The organism is Streptomyces sp. yr375 (genome assembly GCF_900110755.1).
GTDB lineage: Bacteria > Actinomycetota > Actinomycetes > Streptomycetales > Streptomycetaceae > Streptomyces.
Map to the genome: position 1 here is coordinate 39,555 of NZ_FOFF01000028.1, position 17,701 is coordinate 57,255.

The 17,701-nt window shown below is 71.7% G+C and carries 9 protein-coding genes and 1 other RNA gene; 4 read left to right on the plus strand and 6 right to left on the minus strand.

All coding sequences use genetic code 11. From position 1 onward, the window contains the following. The first annotated feature begins 3 nt into the window (after positions 1 to 3). Positions 4 to 1,413, plus strand: a complete 1,410-nt coding sequence (locus tag BMZ82_RS25060) for a bifunctional RNase H/acid phosphatase (protein ID WP_093779526.1) — start codon at positions 4 to 6, stop codon at positions 1,411 to 1,413. Here BMZ82_RS25060 and eda read toward each other — a convergent pair. Both eda and yaaA read right to left on the minus strand, forming a co-directional pair. Further along, positions 1,385 to 2,083 (minus strand): bifunctional 4-hydroxy-2-oxoglutarate aldolase/2-dehydro-3-deoxy-phosphogluconate aldolase, encoded by a 699-nt coding sequence (gene eda / locus BMZ82_RS25065; protein WP_093779614.1) that lies wholly within the window; start codon positions 2,081 to 2,083, stop codon positions 1,385 to 1,387. The genes BMZ82_RS25060 and eda overlap by 29 nt on opposite strands. An 88-nt stretch (positions 2,084 to 2,171) precedes the next feature. Further along, positions 2,172 to 2,963, minus strand: a complete 792-nt coding sequence (yaaA, locus tag BMZ82_RS25070; protein WP_093779528.1) for a peroxide stress protein YaaA — start codon at positions 2,961 to 2,963, stop codon at positions 2,172 to 2,174. A 79-nt stretch (positions 2,964 to 3,042) separates the two neighbouring features. On the opposite strand from yaaA, the gene BMZ82_RS25075 reads away from it, so the two are divergent. After that, positions 3,043 to 4,533, plus strand: coding sequence for an RNB domain-containing ribonuclease (locus BMZ82_RS25075; protein ID WP_093779530.1), 1,491 nt, complete (start codon positions 3,043 to 3,045; stop codon positions 4,531 to 4,533). 16 nt (positions 4,534 to 4,549) lie between these two features. On the opposite strand, the gene BMZ82_RS25080 is transcribed toward BMZ82_RS25075, so the two are convergent. After that, on the minus strand, positions 4,550 to 6,187 hold the full coding sequence (locus tag BMZ82_RS25080; RefSeq protein ID WP_093779618.1) for an FAD-dependent monooxygenase: 1,638 nt from the start codon (positions 6,185 to 6,187) through the stop codon (positions 4,550 to 4,552). A 48-nt stretch (positions 6,188 to 6,235) separates the two neighbouring features. On the opposite strand from BMZ82_RS25080, the gene BMZ82_RS25085 reads away from it, so the two are divergent. Both BMZ82_RS25085 and rnpB read left to right on the plus strand, forming a co-directional pair. After that, positions 6,236 to 6,868, plus strand: coding sequence for a TetR/AcrR family transcriptional regulator (locus BMZ82_RS25085; RefSeq protein WP_093779532.1), 633 nt, complete (start codon positions 6,236 to 6,238; stop codon positions 6,866 to 6,868). Positions 6,869 to 6,980: 112 nt separating this feature from the next. Then, positions 6,981 to 7,385: RNase P RNA component class A (rnpB, locus tag BMZ82_RS25090), an RNA gene on the plus strand. A gap of 645 nt (positions 7,386 to 8,030) precedes the next feature. Here rnpB and BMZ82_RS25095 read toward each other — a convergent pair. The 3 genes from BMZ82_RS25095 to BMZ82_RS25105 form a co-directional block, all read right to left on the minus strand. Next, on the minus strand, positions 8,031 to 9,338 hold the full coding sequence (locus tag BMZ82_RS25095) for an NAD(P)/FAD-dependent oxidoreductase (protein ID WP_093779535.1): 1,308 nt from the start codon (positions 9,336 to 9,338) through the stop codon (positions 8,031 to 8,033). Between the two features lie 219 nt (positions 9,339 to 9,557). Beyond that, positions 9,558 to 9,905, minus strand: coding sequence for a peptidase inhibitor family I36 protein (locus BMZ82_RS25100; RefSeq protein ID WP_093779620.1), 348 nt, complete (start codon positions 9,903 to 9,905; stop codon positions 9,558 to 9,560). Positions 9,906 to 9,931: 26 nt separating this feature from the next. After that, complete coding sequence (locus BMZ82_RS25105; RefSeq protein WP_093779537.1) at positions 9,932 to 17,677, minus strand: non-ribosomal peptide synthetase; 7,746 nt, start codon at positions 17,675 to 17,677, stop codon at positions 9,932 to 9,934. Between the last annotated feature and the right edge of the window lie 24 nt (positions 17,678 to 17,701).

Here is a 17,701-nt window from a genome sequence, read left to right on the forward strand (position 1 = left end):
GTCGTGCGGGAGTTCATCGTCGAGGCCGATGGCGGGTCGCGGGGCAACCCGGGACCCGCGGGCTACGGCAGCGTGGTGATCGACGCGGCGACGGGGGAAACGCTCGTCGAGCGGGCCGAGTTCATCGGCGTCGCCACCAACAACGTCGCCGAGTACCGGGGGTTGGTGGCCGGTCTGAGCGCCGCCCGCGAACTCGACCCGTCGGCCCGGGTGCACGTCCGCATGGACTCCAAACTGGTCGTCGAGCAGATGTCGGGCCGCTGGAAGATCAAGCACCCCGACATGAAGCCGCTCGCCGCGGAGGCGGCCCGGATCCTCCCGCCCGGCCAGGTCACCTACGAGTGGATCCCGCGCGCGCAGAACAAGCACGCCGACCGCCTGGCGAACGAGGCGATGGACGCGGGCAAGCGCGGCGAACAGTGGGACGCCGGCGCGTCCCGCGCCACCCTCGACGCCCGCACGACCGCCGCGACCCCGCCCGCCGCGGAGCCCTCCGCCCCACCCGGCGACGCCGCGGCGGGCGCGGCGAAGGCCCGCGAGGCACTGGCCCGGGGACGGTCGAGCGCGCCGCAGGACTCAGACGGCCCGGCCAAGGAGACCGGTGGGGAAACCGGCGACGCGACCAGTAACGAGCCCGGTGGGGAAACCGGTCGGGGGAGCGGGACGAAGGCCGACGCCGACTTCCGCGCCGCCCACACGGTAGCCACCCCGGCCCCCGCCTCTTCCTCCCCCTCCACCCCCGCCTCTTCCACCCCCTCCGTCGGCTGGGGGGCGGCCCCCGATCTCGGGGCGCCGGCCACGTTTGTGCTGCTGCGGCACGGGGAGACGCTGCTGACGCCGCAGAAGCGGTTTTCCGGTAGTGGTGGCACCGATCCCTCTCTCTCGGACGTCGGGCGGGAACAGGCCGAGCGGGTCGCTGCCGCGCTCGCCCGGCGGGGGACGATCCAGCACATCCTGGCCTCCCCGCTGGCCCGCACCCGCGAGACCGCCGGTGCCGTCGCCGACCGCCTCGGGCTGGAGGTCACCGTCGAGGACGGGCTGATCGAGACCGACTTCGGGGCCTGGGAAGGGCTGACCTTCGGTGAGGTCCGTGAGCGTCACCCCGACGACCTGAACGCCTGGCTGGCCGACCCGGAGGCCGAGCCGACCGGCGGCGGCGAGAGTTTCGCGGCGACCGCCACCCGGATCGCCGCCACCCGCGACCGGCTGGTCGCCGCGTACGCGGGCCGTACGGTCCTGCTGGTCACCCATGTGACCCCGATCAAGACGTTCGTACGGCTCGCCCTGGGCGCCCCGCCCGAGTCGCTGTTCCGCATGGAACTGTCGGCCGCCTCGCTGTCGGCGGTGGCCTACTACGCGGACGGCAACGCCAGCGTCCGCCTCCTCAACGACACGTCCCACCTTCGGCCCTGAGACGCGAGGCGGTGCGGGCCAGATCCTCGATCCGCGCCCAGTCCCGCGCCGCGACCGCCTCCGCCGGAATCATCCAACTCCCGCCCACGCAACCGACGTTGGGCAGGGACAGATACTCCGGCGCGGTGTCCGGGCCGATGCCTCCCGTCGGGCAGAAACGGGCCTGGGGGAGTGGTCCGGCCAGTGACCTGAGGTAGGCCGTACCGCCCGCCGCCTGCGCCGGGAAGAACTTCATCTCCCGCACCCCCCGTTCCAACAGCGCCACGACCTCCGACGTGGTCGACACCCCGGGCAGGAACGGCAGCCCGGACGCCCGCATCGCTGTCAGCAGGGCGTCCGTCCACCCGGGACTCACCAGGAACCGCGCCCCGGCCGCCCCGCACGCCGTCACCTGCGCCGGTGTGAGTACCGTCCCGGCCCCGACGACCGCATCCGGGACCGCCCCGGAGATCTCCCGGATCGCGTCGATCGCCGCCGGCGTCCGCAGCGTCACCTCGATCGCCGGCAGCCCACCCGCCACCAGCGCCCGCGCCAGCGGTACGGCGTCGGAAACGTCTTCGACGACCACTACGGGTACGACAGCAGCCGCCACGGCCAGATCCAGCACCGAGACAGCCGAAGCGGCCGAGACGGCCGAGGCAGCCGAAGCGGAGGGCAGGGGTGAGGTCATGCGCCTCATCCTGCCCCCGCCGTGCAGCATGCGCAAAGGTCGTTGCGCATGCTGCAACACCGCTGTTCGGCCGGTTCCCGGCGGGCTCTCAGTGCACCTCGTCCACCAGCACATCCAGCGTCCACGCGGTCACCCCGGCCTTGGCCGGCGCCGGTGCCTGCTCCTCCACCACGTACCCGAGGTCCCGCAGCGCCGCCACCAGCTCCGCCGGACCCTTGGGGGCGATCCCCGACGTCAGCAGGCTCCGTACGATCCGCCCCTTGGTGGCCTTGTTGAAGTGGCTGACGACCTTCCGGGTCGGCGCGTGCAACACCCGTACGCTCGCCGTCCGCCCCGCGACCTCGCCCTTCGGCTTCCACGCCGCCGCGTACGCCGCCGACCGCAGGTCCAGCACCAGCCCGTCCCCGGCCGCCTCGGGCAGCACGGCCGCCATCGGCGTGCGCCAGTGCGCGCCCAGCGCCCCCAGCCCCGGCAGCCGCACACCCATCGAGCAGCGGTACGACGGGATGCGGTCCGTCACCCGGACGGCGCCCCACAACCCCGAGAAGACGAGCAGCGAGCGCGCCGCCCGCCGCTTCGCCGCCGCGTCGAGCGAGGCCAGGCCGAGGGCGTCGTACAGGACGCCCGTGTAGATCTCCCCGGCCGGCCGGGCGCCCGCCGTACGCAGCTCCACGTTCTTCGCGATCTCGCCGCGCAGCCCCTCGCTCAGCCCGAGCACCTCGCGCGCCTTGTCCTCGTCGGCCGCGCACAGCTCGACCAGCTCGTCGAGGACGGCCTCGCGGGCGGCGCCGAGCCCCGGCAGGGAGAGGGTCTCCGGTTTGAGCGGGGCGCCACGTCCAGAGGACGCCTTGCCTTCGGAGGGCGGCAGCAGGACGAGCACGGTGAATCTCCTTCGGGTAGAGCTCTGCCGCGCCAGCGTACGGCGTGCCGCCTCGCGCCCCCGGCCCTACGCTCGTTGCATGCCCCGCCGCCACATCCGCGTGACCGGCGCCCTCGAAGCCCCCCTACGGGCCGCCCTCACCGCACTGCGCACGAGACTCGACGTCCCGGCCGCCTTCCCGCTCGCGGTCCTCGCCGAGGCGGAGCACGCCGCGAAGGCCCCGGCCCTCCCCTCGTACGACGCCACCGACCTACCCTTCCTCACCCTCGACCCGCCCGCCTCCACCGACCTCGACCAGGCCCTGCACCTCTCCCGGCAGGGCGCCGGCTACCGCGTCCGGTACGCCATCGCCGACGTCGCCGCGTTCGTCGTCCCCGGCGGAGCACTGGACGCCGAGGCGCACCGCCGGGTGAACACCCTCTACTTCCCCGACGGCAAGGTCCCGCTGCACCCGGCCGTGCTCAGCGAGGGCGCGGCCAGTCTGCTGCCCGGGAAGGTCCGCCCGGCCGCGCTGTGGACCGTCGACCTCGACGCGGACGGCCGTACCGTCGCCGTCGACGTCCGCCGCGCCCTCGTCCGCAGCCGCGCCAAACTCGACTACGCGGGCGTGCAACGGCAGTTGGACGCGGGCACCGCCGAGGAACCGCTCCAACTCCTCGCCGTCATAGGCAAGTTGCGGGAGCGCCTGGAGGCCGAGCGGGGCGGGATCTCCCTGGGCGTACCGGAGCAGGAGATAGTCGAGCACGGGCACGCCGATGACCACGAGGCCGCCCACACCTACGAGTTGAGCTACCGCGCCCAGTCGCCCGCCGAGGGCTGGAACGCGCAGCTCTCCCTCCTCACCGGGATGGCCGCAGCCGACCTGATGCTGGCCTCGGCCTCGGGCGCGGGCATCCTGCGCACGCTCCCCGCCGCGCCCGACGGCGCTGTCGGCCGCCTGCGCCGCACCGCCCACGCCCTGCACATCGACTGGCCGCACCACGTCTCGTACGCACAGCTCATCCGCTCCCTCGACCCGCACGACCCCCGGCACGCGGCCTTCCTCCAGGAGTGCACGACCCTGCTGCGCGGTGCCGGTTACACGGTCTTCCGCGACGGGAAACTCCCCGACATCACCACCCACGCCGCCGTCGCCGCCCCCTACACCCACTGCACGGCCCCGCTGCGCCGCCTTGCCGACCGGCACGCCACCGAGCTCTGCCTCGCCGCCGTCGCCGGTCACGCCCCGCCCGACTGGGTGCTCGCCGTGCTCGACGCGCTGCCCCGGGAGATGGCGGAGGGCGGGCGGCGCGCGAACGCCGTCGAGCGCGGCTGCGTCGACCTGGTCGAGGCGGTGCTGCTCAAGGACCGGGTCGGCGAGGTGTTCGACGGGTACGTGGTGGACGTGGACGAGCACCGCCCGACCGCCGGCACCGTCCAACTGGCATCCCCGGCCGTCATCGGCCGCATCGACGGCACCCCTGACACCACCCTCCCTCTAGGCGAACGCCTCCAAGTCCGCCTCACCCAGGCAGATCCGACGGCCGAGACCTCCCCGACGATCCGCTTCGTACCCGCCGTGCCCGCCTGACGGCACCTCGCCGGGCTCAGTGGGCAGGAGCCCCGAACCAGCGCTCCAGCGCCGCCTCCAGTGTGTCCTCGGGGACGCTTTCCGTGGATTCGGTGTCCGCCGCCCACGCGACGTATCCGTCCGGCCGCACGAGCAGTCCCGTCAGTGCCGTCAGTGTCGTCAGTGTGGTGAGCTGTGGGCGGTCGCTGGCGGCGACGGTGCGGACGTCCACGCGGTCGCCGTAACCCTCCGCGCGGGCGCGCAGCTTCGGGTCGTCGGCCAGGTCGAGCAGCAGGGGGCGGCCGGTGTGCAGGTGGTCGGCGAGCCGGGTGCCGTCGGCGAGTTCCAGGTCGGGGGCGCTGCGGCCGACCAGCGGGTGGTCGCCGGGCAGGTCGTAGCGCTGCCAGACGCCGGAGACCCTCTTGGCCAGGTAGGTGGTGCCGTCGACCGTCTCGGCCATGCCGATGACGACTTTGCGCAGGGCGCGCGCATGCGACTCGGGGCGCATCAGCGCGACTTGGGCCCGCGTCCAGTCCAGCACCCACGCGCCGATCGGATGCCGTTCCCGTGTGTACGAGTCGAGCAGTCCCTCGGGGGCGTGCCCGCGCACCACCGCCGCGAGTTTCCAGCCGAGGTTCATGGCGTCCCCGATGCCCAGGTTGAGCCCCTGCCCGCCGAACGGCGAGTGCACATGCGCCGCGTCGCCCGCGAGCAGCACCCGGCCCGCGCGATAACTGCTCGCCTGACGGCAGTTGTCGGTGAACCGGGTGATCGAGCGCACGTTGCCCACCGTCACGTCCACACCGGTCACGCGGCGCACGCTGGCCTGCAACTCCTCGACGGTGACGGGCGTTTCGCGGTCGGCGGGCGGCCCGTCGAACTCAACGGACAGGATGCGGCCGGGCATCGGACCGTGCGCGTACGTCCCGACGTCCGTCGTCTGCCAGCCGATGCCCAGCCCCTCGGTGCCGGTCAGGTCGGCGATCGCCTGGTACCCGGTGATCTCCGGGGCCGTACCCGGGAAGTCGAACCCGGCGAGCTTACGGACGGTACTGCGCCCACCGTCGCACCCGACGAGCCAGCCGGCCCGCACGTCCGGCCCGGACGAGAGACGTACGGTGACGCCGGCGCCGTAAGAACCACAGGAGCCGTCGGAGCCGTCGATGTCGGTGTCAGTGTCAGTGTCGAAGCCGGTCACTTCGACTTGGCGGCGGACCTCCACGCCCAGTTCCCGGGCGCGTTCGCCGAGCAGCCGCTCCAGCGCCGCCTGGGGGACCAGCCGGATGCCGTCGACGGGTCCGAGGTCCGCGAAGTCCGGGTCCGAGCCGTCCAGCAGACGGCCGTCGAGCATGATCCCGCCGAAGTGCCCGACGAACCTCGGCACCGCCCCCGCACCGCCCTCCTCGCCTCGCGGCCTCTGCGCCTCCCGGAACTCCAGGAACCGGCTCATCGCCGCCTCCTGGACCGCCGCGAGCGCGGGCAGCAGTCCGCGCCGGTAGAGGGCGACGGCGGTCGGGGAGTTGATCCCGCCCGCCTTGACCGTCTCATCGACCTCGGCCAGCCGCTCGACGACCAGCGTCCGCACCCCGCCGAGCGCCAGCTCGCACGCCAGCATCAGCCCGACCGGCCCGGCACCGACCACGACAACGTCATACTCCACACCCGTGTCCGTCATGAGTTTCACTGTAGTGACTAAAAGTTTGTGGCCGCTATAGTTTTCCTCATGGTGGAGGAAAAGAAAGCGGAACCGTCCCTTCGGGAGCGTAAGAAGCGGGCCACGCGGCAGCGGATCTCGAATGTGGCGACCGCCCTGTTCGTCGAGCGCGGCTTCGACGAGGTGACCGTCGCGGAGGTCGCCAGAGCGGCGGACGTGTCCGCGATGACCGTCTTCAACTACTTCCCGCGCAAGGAGGACCTCTTCCTTGACCGCATCCCCGAGGCCGTGGAGACGTTCACGGAAGCGGTGCGGCACCGCGGGCCTGCCGAGAGCCCGTTCACCGCCCTCCGCACCCTCGCGCTCCAACTCCTGGACGAACAGCACCCGTTGGGCGGTCTCCACGACGACTTCACGCACTTCTGGCAGATCGTCATCGACTCACCCGCGCTGAGCGCCCGCGCCCGCGAGGCCGTCGAGGAGGTGGAAGAGGCCCTCGCGCGGACCTTCGCGGAGACCGCCCCCGAACTCCCCGACCCGCACCTCGCGGCCGCCCTGACGGTCGCGGCCTACCGCTCGGTCTACGTCACCACGGCGCGCCGCCTCCTCGCGGGGGAGCGGGCGACAGCCGTCGCGGACGAGTACCGGGCACGGATGGAAGCGGCCTTCGACGCCCTGGAGGGAGTCTTCGGCACCGCCTGACGGGCCCCCGCCGCAGCCGTCCCCTGATCCGGAGAGATGCCCGCGCCGTCGGCCCTGGCCGCCTCGGGACCGTGAGGGGGCGGCGGCCCGGTAACATGGTCGGCACGGCAGACGAGCCGGGCGGACGGCCGCGTGGAGTCCCTTAGGGGGCTTCCCGAGGAACGTCCGGGCTCCACAGGGCAGGGTGATGGCTAACGGCCACCCGGGGTGACCCGCGGGACAGTGCCACAGAAAACAAACCGCCCGGCGCTTCGGCACCGGGTAAGGGTGAAACGGTGGTGTAAGAGACCACCAGTGCCCAGGGCGACCTGGGCAGCTAGGTAAACCCCACCCGGAGCAAGGTCAAAAGGAGCGCCGTGAAAAGCGCTCTGCGCGGACGTTCGAGGGCTGCCCGCCCGAGTCCGCGGGTAGACCGCACGAGACCGGCGGCAACGCCGGTCCTAGATGGATGGCCGTCTCCCCGGACCGCCGCAAGGCACCCGGGCGACAGAACCCGGCGTACAGCCCGACTCGTCTGCCGCTCTTTGTTTCCGCAGGTCAGAGGCCATGTTTACTGACTAAACAAACTCTCGGGGTCGAATCCGGGGCGAATCCGGGTTGCAGGTATCGTCGTTTCTGTCCACTGCCCATGCGGCATATCCGGGCATTCCGGGTGTCAAATGTGGTCCAGTGTCGTTCTGTAGCAGACATCTCGGATTCTGATGCACTCGGAAGTACATGTACGAGGTGTCCCCTTGTCGGCCTGCTCTGGCTGACCTTGAGCACCGATGGTGCGTCCTCCAGCGAGCCGTGCCCGGGGCCGGGATGGGTGACATTGCTCGCGCGGCATGTCGAGACAGCTGCCAATGGCGCCCTCTCGGGTGTCGCTGGACGCGCCGGACTGAACCCCCGTGCGGCGGTGAAGGCTGCCGTGAACGGGCATGGGCGCTTGTGCGCGGCACAGACTTGATGCGGCGGTGGTGGTCAGGCTCTCCCTATTTGACCGTCGGGACCTGCCGGTCTCTGCGCTGTCTTCGTCGCGACCGACCACCTCGATGTCCGGGGCGCGCGCACGCTTCTGTACGTGGGTCACCCTTGGCTATGGTGCCGCCTCACCGTTTGGGTGCGACTTAAGGGTCATGCCTGTGCTCGGCGAGGAAGTGCGAGGCGCAGCGGCACCGGTTCACCCCATCACTGTGAAACTGCTGTCGCGGTTCACACGACGCTTGCGGCTGTAGTGTGAAAGGTCCACCTCATGCCCCGTGTACGGCAGCGTCAGCCGGACCGGGTCGATGTCATGATCACGGCCGTTCTCGCACGCCGCGACGATGGCGGCGACGTACCGGCCGACCAGCGGGGCATTCTTGAACTGGTTGCCGCTTGTCCCGATGGCCACGTAGAAGCCGTCGAGCTCCGTCCTGTCGTAGATAGGGACCCAGTCGTCGCTCACGTCGTACACACCGACGATGCCACACGGCCTGGCAGGGACCTTCAGCTCGGAGACGCGGCGTGCGGCGCGGTACAGCTGCGCCTCGTAGATCTCCCGGGATGGGAGAGGGGCGTACGCATCGGGATCGTCCAGCCACTGCAGAGGGTCGCAGTCCGGTTCGGTTCCACCGATGAGGAGTCCGCCGCTGGGCGTGCCGCGGAAGTAGACGCCAAGATCCGGGTCGGCAACCAGCGGGCCGACGCCATAGCTGTGGTAGCGCTGCGGGGCACGTACTTCGTGCACCTCTTGGCGCAACGGCCGGGTCCGTACGGCGAAGTCGTCTCCCACGCCAGCCAGGGCGTTGACGACGGCGGAGTGCGGGCCGGCCACGTTGACCACGAGTGGCGCGTCGATACGGCGCCCGTCAGACAGATTCACTCCTCGCACGCGGTCGGACCTGCGTCGGACATGTGTCACGGCGGTGCGGAAGTCGAACAAGGCCCGGTGTCGGCGGGCTGCTGTCATCAGGTTCCGGGCGGCGAGTGCGGGGTCGTCGACAAAACCGGACTCGGAAGACCAGTGACCGGTCAGCTCCCCGTCTGGGTCAGCCCAGAACGCCTCATCGCTGATCGCCTTCGGCGGGTAGTACCGCCCGGGATCGAGCAACGGCATCCGGCGCCGAATCGTCTTCGAGTCCCATTCCTCATAAGGCACATCTGCCCTGTCGAAGAGGGCTCGCACCCGCCCGCCGTCCTGCCCGGGGGAGTCCAGCGTGAGTCCGCCGGTACGTACGAACCGGGCCAGGCCGGCTTTGTCCGACCCGCCGAGGTGCTCCTCCCACCGCTCCCAGACGTGGCGGCTCTCCCAGGCGGAGGCCACTCCCGCCCACGTCGAGTAGTTGAAACGGACGACCGCGGAGGAGGCGCTGGTGGAGCCGTGGCCGGCGGTGGGACCGCGGTCGACAACGTGCACTCGCAGACCGTCAGCCGCCAGCGCGTATGCGACGGAGCAGCCGATCACGCCGGCCCCGATGACGATGGCGTCGCAGGTGGTTGCAGTCATAGTGGTGTCTTGGCTCCTGGTGTTCGACCACGGCGAACAACGTGGGTGAGGTGGGTATGCCCGAAGCACGCCGATACCGGACCACCGGAGACCATCAGCAGACGACGACTCTCAACGTCTTCGCTTCGGCCCTGGCGAAGCACTACTAGGCGCAGTGCCAGAGTGGACGCGCCCCCTGCGCGGAGGTCACAGGGGGCGCCTGCCGGTCGGCCGCGCAAGCTACTCGGCAGTTACGACGCTCGCGATGAGGGAGGCGCGCTTCCCGCCGGCTTCCACCTGGTCGAGGTACTGGGTGCACTCGGTGTCCACGTAAAGACCCACGGGATAGGCGCTGTTGTTGATCACTGAGCGTGCCGGGATCGTGGACCGGCACCCCGGCGTGGCGACGAAGTCCATGATCTCCACCGTTCCTTGGTAGTTGGCCTGGGGATATAAGCAGACCACGCTCTGCGGACAGGCGTCCGCCGGCGTCGCGGCGTCGGCCGTCCCTGCGGCGGAGCCCAGCAGGCCGAGGATCAGGGCTGTGGTCGCGGCGAGGACGGAGGTGCGAGTACCGGTACGCGGCATGTGCCACTCCTTAGGGTCAGAGGTCATCACACGGACTGCGAGATGGGCTTGGTCTCCGGCCGCGGTACGGACCGGAGGGGATCCGTAGCAAACATCCGCAGCACGGCTTCGAGCCGACGGCACATCGACTCGACGGTAGAGTGGTCGAACAGGTCGACGGCGTACGCGATGCTGCCCGCCAGGCCGCCGTCCGCCTTGAGCGTCGTAACGATGGTCAGGTCGAACTTCGCCACGGCTTGTTCCTGGGGGAGCGCCGTCACCCGCACGCCGGGAAGATCCAATGTGGCTGAATCCTCCTCTCGTTCGAAGGTCAGAGCCACCTGGAACAGCGGGTTGCGCCCCTCCACCCGCTCCGGCCGCAGGGTGTCGACGAGGACGTCGAAGGGGACGTCCTGGTGCGCGAACGCGCCGAGGACGACGTCGCGGACCCTGCGCAGGAAGTCGGCGAGGCTCGGCTCGTCCGACAGATCGGTCCGCAGCACCAGGTTGTTCACGAAGAAGCCGACGACGTCGTCGAGCTTCGGGTCCGACCGCCCCGCCGCCACGGTTCCTAACACCACGTCGTCGCCAGCCCCGCTCCAGGAGAGCATGACCGCTACCGCCGCGTGCAGGACCATGAACAGCGTGGCCCCGGACGACTGGGCCACCTCGAGGAGCCGCTCGCCCTGGTCGGTGTCGACGGTGAACCGGGCCTCCGCGGCGCGGCGAGTCGGCAGGGACGGGCGGGCCCGGTCGTAGGGCAGGGGCAGCTGCGCCGGCAGGCCGTCGAGCCTGCGCCGCCAGTAGGCCAGTTGGCGTGCGATGAGGCTCTCGGGATCCTCTACGTCACCCAGCACCCTGCGCTGCCATATCGCGAAGTCGGCGTACCCGACGGCGGGTTCCTCCCACCGCGGTGCGTGACCGGCGTGCCGGGCGGCGTACGCCGCCGACAGGTCACGCAGCAGGGGACCGGCCGAGTGGCCGTCGAAGGCGATGTGATGCATCACGGCTACGCATACATGGTCCCGGGCGCCCAGCCTCAGGAGCCGGACCCGGTACGGCGCTTCTCGATCGAGGTCGAACTCGTGGGCAACCGACTGCGCGATACAGGCGCCCAACTCGCCCTCGGGCACGTCCTCAATGGTGAACCGTCCCCCGAGGGATTCCATGGGGAGCGGCACTTGCAGGAGCTCTCCCTCTTCCTCCGATAGAACCACTCGCAGAGCCTTATGACGCCTCACCACGTCACCGAAGGCCGACGCCAGCGCGTCCCGGTCGAGGGGACCGGACAGCCGGAAGACCAACGGGACGTTGTACAGCGCGTTGGGCCCCTCGAACTGGTCGAGCAGCCACAACCGGCGCTGGGCGTACGACACGAGGCGCCGCTCGCCGCCGCGGACCCGGGTCAGGCGCTCGCGTACCCCCGGCCGCTCGGCTCCGGTCGCTCCCGCCGACTCCAGGCGCGCGGCCAGTGCCTCCACGGTCGGCGCCTCGAACAGGTCGCGGACCTCCATGGGCACGCCCAGGGAAGACCGCACCAGGGCGGTGAGGCGCGCCGCCAGCAGCGAGTGGCCGCCCTGGTCGAAGAAGCTCAGGTCGACCGCGACCCGGTCCACCCCCAGCACCTGGCCGAACAGACCGCACAGCACCTCCTGCCAGGCTGTCCGGGGAGCACGACCGGAGGTCACGGCGCCCTCGTCGGGGACGGCAAGGAGCTGGCGGTCCAGCTTTCCGCTGGGGGTCGTCGGCAGCGCTCGGACCGGCACCACGACCGTGGGCACCATGTAACCGGGCAGAACGTCGGCGACGAAACGGCGCAGCCGTGGGGTGTCCACATAAGGGGTGTCCACCTCGCCGTCCCGGCCGCCGTCCGCGGGCCACTCGGCGGCCCGGGTGGCTGCGGTCGCGCCGTCCGCCGGCACCACGTGGGCCACGAGCCGCGGGTTGCCCAACCGGTCGGGTTGGACAGACGCCAGCGCCCGGGCCACCGAGGGATCCGACGTCAGCGCGGCCTCGACCTCGGCCAGCTCGATCCGGTAGCCGCGGACCTTGACCTGCTCGTCCGCACGCCCGACGAACTCCAGCCGCCCCTGCCGCGTCCAGCGCACCAGGTCGCCCGTGCGATACATCCGAGAGCCCGGCGGCCCGAACGGGCAGGCGACGAACCGCTGTGCGGTCATCGCTGGCGCCCCGAGGTACCCACGGGCCAGGCCGGAGCCCGCCAGATGGAGCTCTCCCACGACTCCGGGCGGTACCAACGCGAGTCGCGAGTCCAGCACGAAGGCCCGTGTGTTGAGCAGGGGACGACCGAGCACCGGTGACGCCGTGTCCGACACCTCGGCCCTGACCGCGTCCACCGTGCATTCCGTGGGCCCGTAGGCGTTGTACGCCGTCACTCCAGGCACCGAGCACAGCCGCTCCCACAGACGCGGGCCGGGTGCCTCCCCGCCGACCACGATCCGCCGGGGTCGTCGGTGCGCGTCGTCGAGGAGCCCCTCCTGGAGCAGGACCTCCATGTGCGACGGAGTGGTGTTGACGAAATCGATCCCCCTGCGGACGATCTCCTTCGCGAGCAGCGCCGGATCCGCCATGGTTCCTTCGTCCATGACGTGCAGGGCGTGGCCGTAGAACAGGCACATCAGCTGGTCCCACGAGGCGTCGAAACACAGCGAACTGGTCAAGGCCACCCGTAGCTGCCGCCCGCCGGAGCTCCGGACGAGATCCTCGTTCGCCGCGAAGAGCTCGACCACCGCCTGATGCGTGACCGTGACGCCCTTGGGACGACCCGTGGAGCCGGACGTGTAGATGACATAGGCCGCGTGCGCCGGGTCGAGCACCGGTGGCGCGCACGCGTGGGGGGCGTCGTCACGGCAGTCCTCCGCGGCGCACGCGAGGGGCGTCTCGTCGATCATCAGTGGGTCCCTGACGGCCGCGGACGCCGGATGCGAGGCGGGAAGCCCACCGTGCGGGACCGCGGAGGCGATGGAGGTGAGCCGTTCGCACGACGTCCGTCCGGTCACGACGCACACGGGCCGGGCGTCAGCGAGTATGTCCGTCAGCCGCCGGGCCGGATACTCCGGGTCCAGAGGCACGGACACACCGCCGGCCTTGAGGACACCCAGCAGCGCCACCACCAGGTCGGCGGAGCGCGGCAGGAAGACGCCCACCCGTGATTCGAGGGTCACTCCCCGGTGGGCCAGTTGGTGGGCCAGGGCGTCCGCGCGGGCGTTCAGCTCCGCGTAGGACAGCACCTTGTCGCCGAAGACCACGGCCGCGGCCCGTGGCGTCCTGCGCGCCTGCGCCTCGAACAAGCGGGGTACGGTCGCCGCGGGCACCCGACGGTGCGCGCCGCTCCAGTCGCCCAGCAGCCGGTCCCGCTCGCCGGGGAGCAGGACGTCGCACGCGCCCAGGGGACGCTCCGGGGCCTCGACCACCGACCGGAGCACTTGGAGGAACCGTTCCGTCAGCGCCTGCACCGTGGGCCGGTCGAACAGGTCGGCCGCGTACTGCCACCGGGCGGTCAGCCCGGCGGGCCTGCCCTCGGGGTCCTGCTCCTCCCTGAGTTCGAGGGCCAGATCGAATTTGCACTCGCCCGGCTCCACCTGCCGGGGCGTGACGTCCAGCCCTTCGAGACATAGCGCGGCCGGGGGATTGCTGTCGAGCGCGAGCATGACCTGGAACAGCGGGTGGCGCGACGCGGAGCGGGCCGGGTTGATCAGCTCGACCAGACGGTCGAACGGCACGTCCTGCCGCGAGAAGGCCGCCAGGTCGGTGTCGCGTACCCGCTCCAGGAACTGGGCGAAGCCCGGGTCGCCTGAGGCGTCGACCCGCAGGACGAGACTGTTGACGAAGAATCCGACGAGTTCATCGAGCGATTCGTCGTCGCGGCCCGCGACCGCTGTGCCGATGGGGATGTCGGTTCCGGCACCCAGGCGGCCGAGCAGCGCGGCGAGGCCCGCGTGCAGCACCATGAACAAGGTGGCCTGGTGGTCCCGTGCCAGCCTGCCAAGGTCCTCGTGGAGCCGCGCACCGATCCGGAACTCCAGCGTCTCCCCGCGCAGGCCCGCGACGGCGGACCGCGGCCGGTCCCACGGCAGCGCCAGTTCCTCCGGCAGACCGTCCAGGACGGACCGCCACTCCTCGATCCGGTCGGCCGCCTCCTCGTCGAGCGGCTCACCCCGGCGCAGGGCGTAGTCCGCGTACTGGACGGGGAGCTCCCGCCAGGCGGGAGGCGAGCCGGCGCGGCGTGCGGCGTACGCGGCCGACAGATCACGCGTCAGCAGCCCCACCGACCATCCGTCCGTGGCGATGTGATGCATCACCAGCACCAGGACGTGCTCGTCGGGTCCCAGCCGCAGCACAGTGACCCTGAGTGGTGCGTCGCGCGACAGGTCGAAGGTGCGCCCGACGGCCTCCTCGACAGCCGCCGCGCGGTCGGCCTCGCCGACCGCGCGCACCGGCACGGCCGGTGCGGCCGCGTCGACCGACAGGATGCACTGGTACGGCCTGCCGTCGATCGAGGGAAGGACCGTGCGCAGGGTCTCATGCCGTGCCACCAGGTCACGGAACGCGGCCCGCAGGGCGACGAGGTCCAACGGGCCGGTCAGGCGGGCGACGTAGGGGACGTTGTACGCGCGGTTCGGCCCGCGCAGCTGGTCGGTGAACCACAGGCGCTGCTGGGCGAAGGAAAGGGGGATGCGCTCGGGCCGCCGCTCCGCGCGAACGAGCGGTGCACGGCCCCGGCGCGACGTGTCCAGCCGGGTCGCCAGCAGGGCGGGGGTCGGGTGGTCGAACAGAGTGCTCAGATCCAGCTCCGCCCCCAGGGCCGTCCGGACACGCCCGATCAGCTTCATAGCCAGCAGCGAATGGCCCCCGAGGTCGAAGAAACCGTCGTCCGGCCCCACGCCGTCGAGACCGAGAACCTGCGCGAACAGCCCGCACAGGATCTCCTCCCACGGCGTTTGCGGGCCGCGTCCCGGCACGGCGGCGCCCACCGGGCCGGCATCCGGGGCGGGCAGGGCCCGGCGGTCGACCTTGCCGTGGGGCGACAGGGGCAGCTCGTCCAGGACGACGACGGCGTTGGGCACCATGAACGTGGGCAGCGTACGGGCGGCATGGCGCCTCAGACTGAGCGCCAAGGTCCCTGCCCCGGCCGCGCGGGCGGGCACGTTCGCATAGGCGGTGACCGCGGTGTCCGTCGCCTCCGCCGGCTCGGTCTCCACCAGCGGCGGCCGGGGGAGCGGGCCGCCGCGGCGCCGCGTGAACCGGACGTCGAGGCAACCGTCCGCGGCGCTCCGCGACCAGCTCACGGTGGCGTCGTAGTCGCTCTCGCGCCCGAGGTCGTACAGCGCCCGGGGGTCCACCGTCCGCCCGTCCGCTGTCTCCCGGGCGGCGCTGTCGCGTGCGGCGTCGAGCGGTCGGCCGGCCAGGATCGCCTGCTGTGCGGCGAGGTCACCGGCGACACGGCCGTTCGGCACCCCGACCACGTGCGCGCGGGACGCTGACCTGGACCGCAGCCGCCGCGCCAACTCCTCCAGGGTCCGCACGTCTTGGCCCCAGGTCAGGACCTGGGCGCCGTCCGGTCCGGCGTCGCGCGCGCTGCCCGTCCCTTCGCCGGCGCGGCTGCCGGTCGCGGCCCTGCGCAGCACCACGTCGTAGCGGTAGCCGGTGAGCTCGTTGCGATGAGCATCGTCCTTCACCCGCGAGCAGACGAGATCCACCGGGGCCCGGCGGCGGTAGTCCGCGAAGTAGGCGGGGTCGACCAGCAGTTCACGCTCCCCGTCCATGGCACCGCGCAGCAGGTCCGGGAGTTCTCGCTCGCGGCCCGCCTCGACACCCCGCGCCAGAAGGACCCCCGCGTGGAAGGCACCCAGCAGCCGGAGGTTGCGTACATCGCCGAGGAACAGATGGCCACCGGGGACCAGGGAGCGCAGCGCCAGGTCCAGCACCCGCTCGAGGTAGGCGAGGTCCGGGAAGTACTGGACGACGGAGTTGATCACCACCGTGTCGAAGTACTCCTCGGGGATTCCCTCGTCGTCGTCCGCCCCCTGGGCCCTCAGCAGCACCCTGGCCGCCAGCTCCGGGTCGGCCGTCACCTGCGCGCCCAGCCTCTCCACGGCGACGGCGGACAGGTCGGTGCCCCAGTACTCCTCGCACGAGGGCGCCAGCGGGGCGAGGAGCAGTCCGTTCCCTACTCCGACCTCCAGCACCCGCCGCGGGCCGAGATCCCTGATGCGCTCCACGGTCGCGTCACGCCAGGCCGACATCTCCCGCACCGGGAGCGGTCGGCCGTCGTAGCTCCTGTTCCAGCCGCGGAAGTCGGTGCCCAGCGGCAGGGAGCCGTTCGCGCCATAGTGTTCGTCGTAGAGGTCCGACCAGTCCGCCACCTGTTCGCCGTGCCGCGGTACGACGTACGCGACCAGGCGTTTGTCACCGGGCTGGTCCTCGCGTGCCACCACCACGGCCCGCTCCACCCCGCCGTGCCGCGCCAACACCGTCTCGACCTCACCGGGTTCCACCCGGAACCCGCGGATCTTCACCTGGTCGTCGACTCGACCGACGAACTCCAGCCCGCCTTCGGCGTTCCAGCGGGCGACGTCCCCGGTGCGGTACATCCGGGCGCCCGCGGGGCCGAAGGGGCACGCGACGAACCGCTCCGCCGTCAGGGCGGGGCGCCGGCCGTACCCGCGGGCCAGACCGGCGCCGGAGATGTACACCTCCCCGGCCGTTCCCCGCGGCACGGGGCGCAGCCACGCGTCGAGGACGTGAACATCCGTGCCCGAGATCGGCCGGCCGATCGGTGGTGTGCCCGGGCTGGCGCCCGACAGCGGTTCGCTGATGGTGGCGCAGACCGTCGACTCGGACGGGCCGTAGGCGTTGAACAGAGGGCCGCGGGCGGCGTAGCGCCGCACGACCTCGCTCGGGCAGGCCTCGCCGGCCACCACCAGACACAGACCGTGCGGCAGCGGGGTCCCGGGGAGCTCGGCGACGAGGGCCGGCGGCAGGATGGCGTGGGTGACGTTCTCGTCGGCCAGCAGTCGCACGAGCCGGTCCCCGTCGAGCGGCGCCGCCGTGCCGGGCAGCACCAGAGCCGCGCCGGTCAGCAGGGCGGTGCAGAACTCGGACACGAACGCGTCGAAGCTCGGTGAGGCGAACTGCAGCACCCTGCATCCCACGCCGACGCGCAGGGTACGTCTGTGTTGGTGGACGAGGTGGGCGAGTCCCCGGTGGACGGTGTGGACGGGCTTGGGCCGTCCCGTCGAGCCCGAGGTGTAGACGACGTAGGCGAGGTCGAGCACGTCGAGGGTGCCGTTGCGGTCCTCGTCGCGCAGGTCGGTCGCGGGACATGCGTCGACCCGCGCGCGAACCGTGGGATCGTCCACGACGAGGCGGGGCGCCGCCATGCCGGGTAGGCCGCTCACGCCCACCGTGTCCGTGATGACCAGGGACGGAGCCGAGTCCTCCAGCATGTGGGTGATGCGTTCATCCGGATAGCCCAGATCCACGGACAGATAGCCGGCACCGGCCTTGAGCACGGCCAGCACCGAGACGACGAACTCCGCAGTGCGGGACATGGCCACCGCCACGACATCGCCCACCGCGATGCCCTGGCCGACGAGCCGGTGGGCCAACCGGTTGGCTCGTGCGTTCAGTTCCGTGTACGACAGGGTCTCGTTCCCGCAGACGACCGCCTCCGCGTCCGGCGTGCGCCGCACTTGGGACTCGAAGAGGTCGGGCAGCGGGGCACAGGTCACCTGGCGCCCCGATGTGGGGGTGGGCAGCGACTGTCGCATGGGTTCACGTCCGTGGAGGGGAGG

Coding starts and splice junctions, on each gene's coding strand:
- BMZ82_RS25105 (WP_093779537.1), bottom strand. CDS start 17,677: ATGCGACAGTCGCTGCCCACCCCCACATCGGGGCGCCAGGTGACCTGT.
- BMZ82_RS25100 (WP_093779620.1), bottom strand. CDS start 9,905: ATGCCGCGTACCGGTACTCGCACCTCCGTCCTCGCCGCGACCACAGCC.
- BMZ82_RS25085 (WP_093779532.1), top strand. CDS start 6,236: ATGGTGGAGGAAAAGAAAGCGGAACCGTCCCTTCGGGAGCGTAAGAAG.
- eda (WP_093779614.1), bottom strand. CDS start 2,083: ATGACCTCACCCCTGCCCTCCGCTTCGGCTGCCTCGGCCGTCTCGGCC.
- BMZ82_RS25080 (WP_093779618.1), bottom strand. CDS start 6,187: ATGACGGACACGGGTGTGGAGTATGACGTTGTCGTGGTCGGTGCCGGG.
- BMZ82_RS25075 (WP_093779530.1), top strand. CDS start 3,043: ATGCCCCGCCGCCACATCCGCGTGACCGGCGCCCTCGAAGCCCCCCTA.
- BMZ82_RS25095 (WP_093779535.1), bottom strand. CDS start 9,338: ATGACTGCAACCACCTGCGACGCCATCGTCATCGGGGCCGGCGTGATC.